This window comes from Bradyrhizobium sp. Ses1 (assembly GCF_059512365.1).
In genome coordinates this window covers 215,003-224,405 of the sequence record NZ_JCAMOQ010000009.1, presented here as the reverse complement: position 1 = coordinate 224,405, position 9,403 = coordinate 215,003, and the positions used below count along the sequence as shown (strand labels likewise).

Here is a 9,403-nt window from a genome sequence, read left to right as displayed (position 1 = left end):
ACTCGCCAGAAACTTCTTGGCTGCCGTCCACATCGCCGCAGTCGTCGCCTATTGGATCAATTGAGTCTGAACCCTAAGGCCGTTCTCGCCGGAATCGACGATCTTCTCCATCTCGGCGATGATGGGCGCCGGCGAGCCGCTCGAGATCGGGAATATGCCGACCGATTGGCCGCGCATCCAGTCGACGTCGAAGCTGAGCACCGTGTCGACGGCTGTGCGGCGCTCGGCGCCGGTTCCCTGAATCAGGATGAGGTTTCGTGTCGTATCCGCGCGCACGGCGCCGGCCTTGGTGGCGAAACTGTCCATCAGTTTGAGCAGCGTTTGCGCCGACACATATTGTAAAGGCACGACCGAGACGCCGAAACCGGGTTCGGGATTGCCGCTTGTCGTATCAACCCGGCCACCGCCGACCGCATCGCCAAGTGGCGTGAGTCGGTAACCGGTCGTATCGCGAAGCAGCACGACGCCGCTCAATCTCAAAGCATTTTCCAGCACGAACACGATGTCCGACTTCGGCACCGGACGGACCGACACCAGGCTCACCGTGCCCTGCACTCGCGGATCGATGGTGTAGCCGACATGCAGTATGTCGCCGAGGACGACCTTGGCGACCGTTGCAACCGGTGTGTTCTCAAAGTTCAGATCGAAGCCGTTGCCGTTCGCTGTCGGCTGCAGCCGCTCGTCCGACACCGCCGTGACTTCGGATCCTTCATACATGGCCGCGCGAACGCTGCCACTTTGAGCGCCACCAGCACCCGACGCGTTCACCGGTTGCGATTGCCGCGGCAACAGATCGAGCGAACGTACCTTGTCGGAGATGTCGACTTGAGCCGAATCCACGCCTCCGACCGTTGCGGAATTGCAGGACGCCAGCAGCCCCAGCGACAACAAAGCAAAGGCGGCTGCAACGCCGCCACGAATCCGTTGGTAGCGGCCCAGCTTGCCTACGCGCACCATTAGTCCTTGCCGTTTCCGACTGGAGGATGTTCGACGATCCGTCCCTGTCCCCTCGGATTATTAGCGAGCCAACATGACAGAAATAAATTGGTTGCGTGATTGTTGCCCTGGCGACCATTCTGCGATGGAGGCCGAAGCATGAAAATGAGGCAGCAATTCAGATCAGGGAGGATAGTCTCAAAGTTTTCTTTAGCGGTGAGCAGGCGCCGCATTCGTATGCCTGTCACACTTCGGATCGATAACAACACGCCTGACGTCTGCGGTGCTTCAAATCATGTAACGGAAAAAGACGACATGGCCAGCGATCGGTCCTCGCAGTTCGTCGACTACCTCCGTCAGAACAAGCATTTGACGCCGGTTGATGGTGAGACCGATGCGACGGGTCAGAGCGGCTCCGACCGTCGTCACCACAAGATGTGGGAAATCACCAATCTCTCGCCCGCCGAGTTTGCCGATGAGGCTGCTCGCTTTTTCGAGCTCGGCCGCATGACCCTGCAGGAGATGATGTCGGCCGCGCCGCTGGTGGCGTCGTTCTCGCAGCGCTTCCTGCGCGAGACCATGGTCTATCCGTGCACCACCTCCGATGGAACAATGACGCTCGCGGTCGTCGATCCGACCGATCAGGCGACGCAACGCGCGGCGCAGATCGTGCTCGGCACCGCCGTCACGGTCAAGATCGCAACCTCGGAGGACGTTGCCGTCGTCCTCGATCAACGACTGAATGTCGATGATACTGACGCGGCCGGACCGGCGGCAGCGCTGCCGCGCGAGGACGACATCGAGAGCCTGCGCGATCTTGCGAGCGGCGCGCCGGTGGTCCGCGCCGTCAATGATCTGCTTGAAAAAGCCGTCGAACTTCGCGCCAGTGACATCCACATCGAGCCGTTCGCTTCCAGCCTCGTGGTCCGCCTGCGCATCGACGGCCTGCTGCGGCCGGTGGCGGCATTGTCAGGCGTGCTGCCGCAAGCCGTCATCTCCCGCATCAAGATCATCGCCAATCTCAATATCGCCGAGCGCAGGTTGCCCCAGGATGGTGCGGCGCGATTGCGGGCAGGGCGTTCCGATATCGATATCCGCGTCGCGATCATGCCGACGCAGCACGGCGAGTCGGCCGTCATTCGCATCCTACCAAAGGATCGCGGATTGCTGGTCGTGGAAAAACTGGGCTTCTCCGCATCCGACGAAAGCAAGTTGCGGCAGCTCCTTGCGCTGCCGCACGGCATGATCGTCATCACCGGTCCGACCGGCAGCGGCAAGACGACGACGCTTGCCACAATCCTCTCAATCCTCAACGAGCCGACGCGCAAGATCCTGACGATCGAAGATCCGGTCGAGTACGAAATTCCCGGCGTCAATCAATCCCAGATCAAGCCCGCGATCGGCCTGACCTTTGCCACCGCATTGCGCTCGTTTGTGCGCCAGGATCCGGACGTGATCATGGTGGGAGAAATCAGAGATGCCGAGACCGCGCATGTTGCGGTCCATGCGGCTCTCACCGGCCATCTGGTGCTGACGACGCTGCATACCGAGACGGCGGCCGCGGCGGTGCCACGCCTGCTCGACCTCGGCGTCGAGGGCTATCTCCTGCGTTCGGTCCTGCGCGGCGTGATCGCGCAGCGTCTGGTCCGGCAGCTATGCGAACGCTGCAAATCAGGACGGACGCTTGGCCCTGCCGATTTCGCCGAGGATCCGCGGCTTGTCGCATTCGGGTTTCGCGCCGGTGAAACGATCCAGGAACCGTGCGGATGCGAACGCTGCGGCGGCAACGGCTATCGCGGCCGGCTCGGTGTGTTCGAGCTGCTAGAAATCTCCAACGAGTTGCGCGAACTGATCGGGGAGAAGACCGACGGGCTGAAGATCGATGCGATGGCGATCCGTGCGGGGATGACGACAATGCTCGACGACGGCATCGCCAAATGCCGCGCCGGGCTGACGTCGCCTGCCGAAATTCTCCGCGTCACGACCATGCGGTGACCACGTGCCGAATTTCCGCTACCGCGCCCTGACGCAGAACGGCGAGATCGTGAACGGCACGATCAGCGCGCCGACGGCCGCCGAGGTCGCGCGCCGGATCGAATATCTGCGGCTCTTGCCGATCGAAACCATTGAGGACAAACGAGCTTCTCCCGGTGCGGGAGGTCTCGGCCTGTTCGGCCGGCCGAGCGCCGCCGAGATCACCACGTTCACGCGCGACCTTGCACTGCTGCTCAAGGCCGGCGCCCGCCTCGACGACGCCCTTGAACTGCTGTCCGGCGATGCCGATGTCGGGCGGATGCGCCCGGTGGTGGCGAAGATCCGGGCGGCTCTCCTCGGCGGCGAGAGTTTCGCCGATGCGGTGGCAGATCATCCGAGCTTGTTTCCGCCGATGTATGGCGCCTTGGTGCGCGTCGGCGAAGTCTCGGGCACGCTCGATTCCGTGCTGGAAATGCTGGGCGCTGAGCGCGCGCGTTCCGAACAGATGCGGCGGAAACTCACCGACGCGATGCAGTATCCCGCCTTTGTATTGGTCGCGGCTTCGGGCGTGATGCTGTTCTTTCTTCTGTTCGTGCTGCCGCAATTCTCGACCGTGCTCGGGGATTTCGGTGCGAAGTCCGATACGGCGCTCGCCACCTTCATCCAGTTGTCGGATTTCCTGCGTGCCAATGCGACGGCAGCCATGTTGATCGCGACTGCGACCATTGCTGTCGTCTGGTGGTTGTTGCGCCAGGCGAGCGTGCGCGCTGCAATGATGAACGGGCTATCGCAGCTACCCCTCATCGGCAACATCTTTCAGTTCTATCGCGCCAGCCTGTTCTGCCGCAATCTCGGTGTCCTGCTCGGCAGCGGCGTCAATCTCACGGCCACCTTGCGTATCCTGGTTGACATCATGGCGGTGACAGGAAACGAAGCGAGCTGGACCGCTGCAGCCGACGGCGTCCGGCATGGCGGGAAGTTGTCGGAAGCCCTTGCCGTCGCCAACAGCCTGCCGCCGATGGCGGTACGCATGCTTCGGCTCGGTGAAGAAACCGGGCAGTTGCCGGTCCTGTCGGGGCGGGTCGCAGAATTCTACGAAGCAAAATTGCAGCGCAGCCTTGACCGCATTGTCGGCATCGTCGGGCCGCTTGCGATCATCACGATCAGCACAGTCGTCGGCGGACTGATCGTGTCGGTCATGACGGCGCTGCTGTCGGTCACGCAACTTGTCGGTTAAGAGCGAGGGTCACATCATGATTTCGCGCAAGAGTATCGCCGAACTGCTCGTCACTCGCTTCATTCATCGAGCCGCCCGCGAGAGAAAACAGTACGCCTATCGCGGTCAGGAGGGCTTCACGCTGGTCGAGATGCTGGTCGTGATTGCCATCATCGGCCTGATCATGGGCCTGATCGGCCCGCGTGTGCTCAATTATCTCAGCGAGTCCAAGGTCAAGGCCGCACGCATCCAGCTGCAAAGCTTCTCGAGTGCACTCGACCTGTTCTATCTCGATGCCGGCCGGTTTCCTTCATCTGCCGAAGGTCTCGCCGCGCTGGTGCAGCGGACGCCGGGGCTCGCCGCCTGGAACGGGCCGTATCTGAAGGGCGGCAATGTCCCGAAGGATCCCTGGAATCACCCTTACGTCTATCGGTCGCCCGGCGAGCACGGTCCCTATGACATCGTCTCCTATGGCGCCGATGGCCAGGAGGGTGGCAGCGGCAATTCCGCCGACATTTCTCTCGAAAAGACGACAGCCTCCCGAGATGAATGACGTCACGCAGCGCGGTTTCACCCTGCTGGAGATGGTGTGTGTGCTCGCCATCATCGCATTGCTGGCTGCCGTGTTGCTGCCGTTCATTCCGCGTCAGACATCGCGGTCGCGGCTGCAGGCCTATGCGTTGCAGACCGCGACGCTCCTGAAAGCGGACCGTAACGCCGCCATCAACCGCAACACCAGCATCGCGACGCTGGTCGACGCGCCAAGCCGCGTGATCCATTCCGGTTCGTCGCGATCGACGATCCGTATTCCCGAGGACGTACGGTTCGATGCGCTGTTGCCGCAAACCTGCCAGCGGCAAGCCGCGCTGTCGACCATTCGCTTCTTCGCCAATGGCAGCTCATGTGGCGGATCCATCGCGCTGACACGGTTCGACGCCGGCTATGAGATCCGCGTCAACTGGCTCACCGGAAGAGTCGAGGTTGTTTCCCGTGACACCGCCACCAACTGATCGCCCCGACGCGGGCTTCACGATCATCGAGGTGCTGGTCGCGCTGGCGGTGGTGGCCGTCTCCATCATCGCGATCGGTACCGTCATGGCCGGCAATATGCGCGGCGTGCGGGCATTGGAGCAGCACGTGGCGCTGATGCAGGCGGCGCGCACCTTGATGACGGTGGGTGTTCCGCCGCGCGCGGAATTGCAGCAGGGCACCTCGACAGGCCAGGCCGAGGGCTATCGCTGGACCATCGACGTCAGTCCGCTTGGTGACGATTGGAATGTGCCGGGTGCTAATGTGCCATGGACGGCCGAACTGGTGAGGATACGCGTCAGGTCGCCCACTGGCGCGCTATCCGATGTTCGAACCGTACGCTTGATGCCGAGGCCATCAGAATGAGCCCGGCATCGGCAACGCGGCGCGCCCATGAGCGCGGATTTACGTTGATAGAGACCATCGTCGCGCTGGCGCTGATGGGGCTATTGCTGTCGGCGCTCGCGAGCATCACCGCGCAATGGCTGCCGAACTGGAACAAGGGATTTGGCCGGATCCAGCGCAGCGAACTGGCTGGGATCGCGCTCGGGCGGATTGCCGCGGACCTGGCCGCAACCGAATTTATTCCCGCCAACCGCGACTCGCGTCGTCCGCTGTTCGACGGATCGGAATTGTCTGTCACGTTCGTGCGGACGGCGGTGGGACCGAACGCGGGGCCAGGGCTCGACGTGGTGCGTCTCGGTGAAACCAAAGATCGCGGCGAATTCGTCACGGTCCGCTCGCGGACGCGCTTCACGCCGTTGCCCGTTGGGCTGTCGCTGTCGGAACAAACGCATCTCGGCGATCCGGTGGTGCTGCTGCAAGCGCCCTTTCGACTGTCATTCGCCTATGCCGGTCCCGACCATGTCTGGAAAAGCACGTGGCGAAACGCGGACCGGCTGCCGGCGATGATCAAGCTGACGGTGCGTGATGCTGCGAGCCAGCGCGTGCTGTCGGTCTCGACGATCGCGCCAGTCCATGTGCAATTGCCGAGTGACTGCACGAAGCCGGACGGCAAATGCAACGATAACAACGCGCAAGGCGCTACTGAACCGGGGGGACGCGATGACAGCGATCGGCGCACGTAAACCCTCAGGCGAACGCGGCTTCGTCATCGTTGCCGTGCTTTGGATCCTGGCGGCGCTGTCATCGCTCGCGATGGTCTTCGCCGCCTATTTATCGGCATCCACGCGGGCGATCGCCGTCAACGAGACGGCGCTGCAGACCGAAGCCTTGGTATCCGCGAGTCTCGAACTGACGGCCTACCAACTGGCGCTGGCGGACGAACGTACCAAGCCTCCCCACGGAGCCTTTCAATTCCGCATGGATGATGCGAGCGTTCAGGTCGCTTTCATTTCCGAGGCCGCCCGCATCGATCTGAACTTCGCTCCCAAGGAAATGTTGGCCGGCCTGTTTGCCACGCTGGGCGCCCGCAAGGACGCGGCCCTTGAATATGCGGATCGGGTCGTCGGCTGGCGAACCCGTCCCGTTCCCGGTAGCGCGAACGAGGAGGAGGCGCGTTACAATTCTGCCGGCTACTCGCCGCGGCAGGCTCCGTTTGTCCATGTCAATGAATTGGCGCTGGTCGTCGGCCTCCCGGCCGCGCTGGTGGAGCGTGCACTGCCTTTCGTGACTGTGTTTAACGGATCTCCCGATGTCGATCCGGCGATCGCGGCGCCGGAGGTCATCCAGGCGATGCCTGACAAACCTGCGAACAAGCCCAATTCGTTCGGAAATAGTTCGGCCTCGCTGAACCGGCCCCTGCCGGCGTCGCCGTCCGACTCGGGGAAGAACGATGCTTCGACCGCGACGAGTCCTTGTTATCGCGTCGAGACCACGATCCGTTTCCGCAATGGCCGCCGCAGCACTTCGGAGGTCGTGATCGCCATGGGCGACAAGGTCGACCCCTATCGCGTGTTGTCCTGGCAGGATGACATTGCACCGCGAAACGTCGTTTCTCGTCGCGGGAGCACATGATGGCGATGATCGCGCAGGGCAGGGAGTGGTTCGAGCAGTGGATCGCGGCGGTCGCCGGTGCGGTTGACGGCATGACGGACGGGCTGGTGCGTCAGCGCCGCATCCAGCTTGACGAGAATGCTGACGGCACATTCACCGCCAGCATGACTGCATCGAAAGACAATCTGGCTGCGACGGTTCTCTCCTTCCCGATCCAGCACGGCGCGCCGGAGCCGACGTTGCCGGCGCAGTGGAGTGCGGCCTTCAAGGGCAGCCGTGTCGAGGTGCAGTTGCCGGCCGATCATGTCATGACTCGTCTGCTCGACTTCCCAACGCCGGCAGCCGACTTTCTCGATGGCATGATTCGCTCCCAGGTGGATCGCCTGACGCCATGGGGCGCAAGCGAAGCCGTGTTCGGCTGGAGTTCGCCGGTTGCAGTCGCTGACGATCGGATCGAAGTTGCCTTCAGTGCGACCTCGGCGTCGAAAGTCGATCCGTTGGTGCAGTTGGTGGACAGGTTGGGCGCTGCTTCCGTTGCCATCCATGCGCCGGCCGCCGGCGGCAGCGGCACGCCGGTCCGGGTGAAGCTGCTCGACAAGCGGCTGTGCAGCATGGCGGGACCGAACGTGCCGCGCCTGTTGCGCGTCGCCCTGATCTCCACGGGCGTCGCCGCCGCTGCCTCATTGTTCCTCAGCATCTATCTCGGCGGTTCGCTGCAATCTGAACAGGACGATATCCAGCGGCAGATTTCGCAACGCCGCGCGGCATTGCGGGTTGACGCCAATGGCGTGGCGCCCGGCATCGGTCTCTTGGCAAAGCGCAAGCAGACGACGCCATCGAGCGTGATGGTGCTGGAAGCGCTTTCGCGCGTGCTGCCCGACACGACCTATGTGACCGAGCTGCGCATCGAAGGCGGCAAGGTGCAGGTCGTCGGCATGACCCAGGACGCCCCCGCGCTCATCCGCCTGATGGAACAGTCGCCGCAATTCACCCGAGCCACATTCTTCGCACCGACCACCCGCGCGGCGAACGAGTCGGGCGAGCGCTTTCACGTCGAGGCCAATATATCAGCGTATTTTGGATCCGGCTCATGAACGCATCAGCCCGGTCATTGAAGGCAATCAGCACCTCGCCGTTCGTGGCAGCCGCGACCTATATCGGGCTGCTGATCCTGCTGCTGTTCGTGGCCATATCGTCGCTATCCGATCTTATCGATCAGCGCAACGAACTCGCCTCGTTGTCGGCGATGCTGGCGCAGTTGGAGGGCCGCACGCCGAGAGCAGGCGGGGCGCCCGGTGAGACGATGCCAGCTGGCTCGGCCTATCTCGAAGGCGCTACCGTCACGGTTGCCGGCGCGACGCTGTTGCAGCGCGTGGCGGGTTCGGTGACCAAATTCGGCGGCAATGTATTGTCGACCCAGCTCGATGTTCCCAATACACCTGCGAAGGCCGGCTTCATCAGCATGGTCGCGAGTTTTGAAATCGAGCAACAACAGTTGCAACAGGTGCTTTACGATCTTGAGGCCGGCATGCCGTTTTTGTTCATCGACCAGCTCGTCGTGCAGACCATCCTCGATGGGGCGAGCACGAACACGGGTGAACGCCCGGGCAAGCTGCGCGTGCTGCTAGGCGTCTCCGGACAGTGGCGGGGGGCCAAGTAATGCGTTTGGCAGTCATTGTCATGAGCTTCGCGTTGTCGGTTCAATCCATGGCGGCGGCTGCGCCTGATGCATCCGGCGATGCACTCGATGCTGGGCTATTGGATGACACACGGCTCGGCGGACCCGTCCTGACATCGCCGCCGCCTTCCGAACCGGTCACGACAGTGCGCGCGGTTCCACCGCTGGCGGCGCCGGTCCGGCCACTCAGCGCCAATCCATTGTGGGGCATTCCGCTGACGCAACTATCCAACACGCGCGAGCGTCCGGTGTTCTCGCCCTCACGACGGCCGCCGCCCGTGGCCGTCGCCGAACCTGTCGTGACGAAGCCGCCTCCGCCGCCGCGGAAGAAGGAAGTCGAACCTCCGCAACTGTCGCTCGTTGGCACCATTGCCGGAGACGACGAAGGCTTCGGCATTTTCCTGGATCAATCGACCAATGCTGCGCTGCGGCTGAAAGTCGGCGAAGATTTTCAGGGCTGGAAGCTGAGTGCGATTCGCGGGCGTGAAGTCACGATGGAAAAGGACGAGCAGGGCGCTGTGCTCACACTGCCGCCGCCGGGCGGCGAGAGTGGTGGCGAGGTTCATCTCGTCCCGGTGAGCACGATCAGAACGCCATTGGTGACACGACGTTAG

The 9,403-nt window shown here is 62.9% G+C and carries 10 protein-coding genes and 1 pseudogene; 10 read left to right on the top strand and 1 reads right to left on the bottom strand.

The window, feature by feature from the left end:
- Nucleotides 1-75: 75 nt before the first annotated feature.
- A pseudogene (locus AC5ZG5_RS14225) lies at nucleotides 76-957 on the bottom strand (secretin N-terminal domain-containing protein); the annotation flags it as partial.
- A gap of 294 nt (nucleotides 958-1,251) precedes the next feature.
- Here AC5ZG5_RS14225 and AC5ZG5_RS14220 point away from each other — a divergent pair.
- The 10 genes from AC5ZG5_RS14220 to AC5ZG5_RS14175 are packed head-to-tail and all read left to right on the top strand — an operon-like array spanning nucleotide 1,252 to nucleotide 9,403.
- The gene (locus AC5ZG5_RS14220) at nucleotides 1,252-2,931 is read left to right on the top strand and encodes a GspE/PulE family protein (protein ID WP_456642516.1); all 1,680 of its coding nucleotides are present in this window, start codon (nucleotides 1,252-1,254) and stop codon (nucleotides 2,929-2,931) included.
- A gap of 4 nt (nucleotides 2,932-2,935) precedes the next feature.
- Nucleotides 2,936-4,147 carry a type II secretion system F family protein gene (locus AC5ZG5_RS14215; protein WP_456642517.1) on the top strand — a complete coding sequence of 404 codons (1,212 nt, stop codon included), beginning with the start codon at nucleotides 2,936-2,938 and terminating at the stop codon, nucleotides 4,145-4,147.
- A gap of 16 nt (nucleotides 4,148-4,163) precedes the next feature.
- Complete coding sequence (gspG, locus tag AC5ZG5_RS14210; RefSeq protein WP_245474796.1) at nucleotides 4,164-4,679, top strand: type II secretion system major pseudopilin GspG; 516 nt, start codon at nucleotides 4,164-4,166, stop codon at nucleotides 4,677-4,679.
- Nucleotides 4,672-5,136 carry a type II secretion system protein gene (locus AC5ZG5_RS14205; RefSeq protein ID WP_130227116.1) on the top strand — a complete coding sequence of 155 codons (465 nt, stop codon included), beginning with the start codon at nucleotides 4,672-4,674 and terminating at the stop codon, nucleotides 5,134-5,136. Before gspG ends, AC5ZG5_RS14205 begins: the two co-directional genes overlap by 8 nt.
- Entirely contained in the window at nucleotides 5,117-5,521 is a 405-nt protein-coding gene (locus AC5ZG5_RS14200) for a prepilin-type N-terminal cleavage/methylation domain-containing protein (RefSeq protein WP_028168446.1), read from the top strand. Before AC5ZG5_RS14205 ends, AC5ZG5_RS14200 begins: the two co-directional genes overlap by 20 nt.
- The gene (locus AC5ZG5_RS14195; RefSeq protein ID WP_456642518.1) at nucleotides 5,518-6,243 is read left to right on the top strand and encodes a PulJ/GspJ family protein; all 726 of its coding nucleotides are present in this window, start codon (nucleotides 5,518-5,520) and stop codon (nucleotides 6,241-6,243) included. Before AC5ZG5_RS14200 ends, AC5ZG5_RS14195 begins: the two co-directional genes overlap by 4 nt.
- Entirely contained in the window at nucleotides 6,221-7,132 is a 912-nt protein-coding gene (locus AC5ZG5_RS14190) for a type II secretion system minor pseudopilin (protein WP_456642519.1), read from the top strand. The genes AC5ZG5_RS14195 and AC5ZG5_RS14190 overlap by 23 nt, the downstream gene beginning before the upstream one ends.
- Nucleotides 7,132-8,205 carry a PilN domain-containing protein gene (locus tag AC5ZG5_RS14185; protein ID WP_456642520.1) on the top strand — a complete coding sequence of 358 codons (1,074 nt, stop codon included), beginning with the start codon at nucleotides 7,132-7,134 and terminating at the stop codon, nucleotides 8,203-8,205. Before AC5ZG5_RS14190 ends, AC5ZG5_RS14185 begins: the two co-directional genes overlap by 1 nt.
- A complete protein-coding gene (gene gspM, locus AC5ZG5_RS14180; RefSeq protein WP_456642521.1) occupies nucleotides 8,202-8,771 on the top strand; it encodes a type II secretion system protein GspM in 570 nt (189 codons plus the stop codon). Before AC5ZG5_RS14185 ends, gspM begins: the two co-directional genes overlap by 4 nt.
- Nucleotides 8,771-9,403, top strand: coding sequence for a hypothetical protein (locus AC5ZG5_RS14175; protein ID WP_456642522.1), 633 nt, complete (start codon nucleotides 8,771-8,773; stop codon nucleotides 9,401-9,403). Before gspM ends, AC5ZG5_RS14175 begins: the two co-directional genes overlap by 1 nt.

What these genes read in the sequence shown, in the direction of transcription:
- AC5ZG5_RS14220 (WP_456642516.1), top strand. Translation starts at nt 1,252, where the DNA reads ATGGCCAGCGATCGGTCCTCGCAGTTCGTCGACTACCTCCGTCAGAAC.
- gspG (WP_245474796.1), top strand. Translation starts at nt 4,164, where the DNA reads ATGATTTCGCGCAAGAGTATCGCCGAACTGCTCGTCACTCGCTTCATT.
- AC5ZG5_RS14205 (WP_130227116.1), top strand. Translation starts at nt 4,672, where the DNA reads ATGAATGACGTCACGCAGCGCGGTTTCACCCTGCTGGAGATGGTGTGT.
- AC5ZG5_RS14195 (WP_456642518.1), top strand. Translation starts at nt 5,518, where the DNA reads ATGAGCCCGGCATCGGCAACGCGGCGCGCCCATGAGCGCGGATTTACG.
- AC5ZG5_RS14190 (WP_456642519.1), top strand. Translation starts at nt 6,221, where the DNA reads ATGACAGCGATCGGCGCACGTAAACCCTCAGGCGAACGCGGCTTCGTC.
- AC5ZG5_RS14185 (WP_456642520.1), top strand. Translation starts at nt 7,132, where the DNA reads ATGGCGATGATCGCGCAGGGCAGGGAGTGGTTCGAGCAGTGGATCGCG.
- gspM (WP_456642521.1), top strand. Translation starts at nt 8,202, where the DNA reads ATGAACGCATCAGCCCGGTCATTGAAGGCAATCAGCACCTCGCCGTTC.
- AC5ZG5_RS14175 (WP_456642522.1), top strand. Translation starts at nt 8,771, where the DNA reads ATGCGTTTGGCAGTCATTGTCATGAGCTTCGCGTTGTCGGTTCAATCC.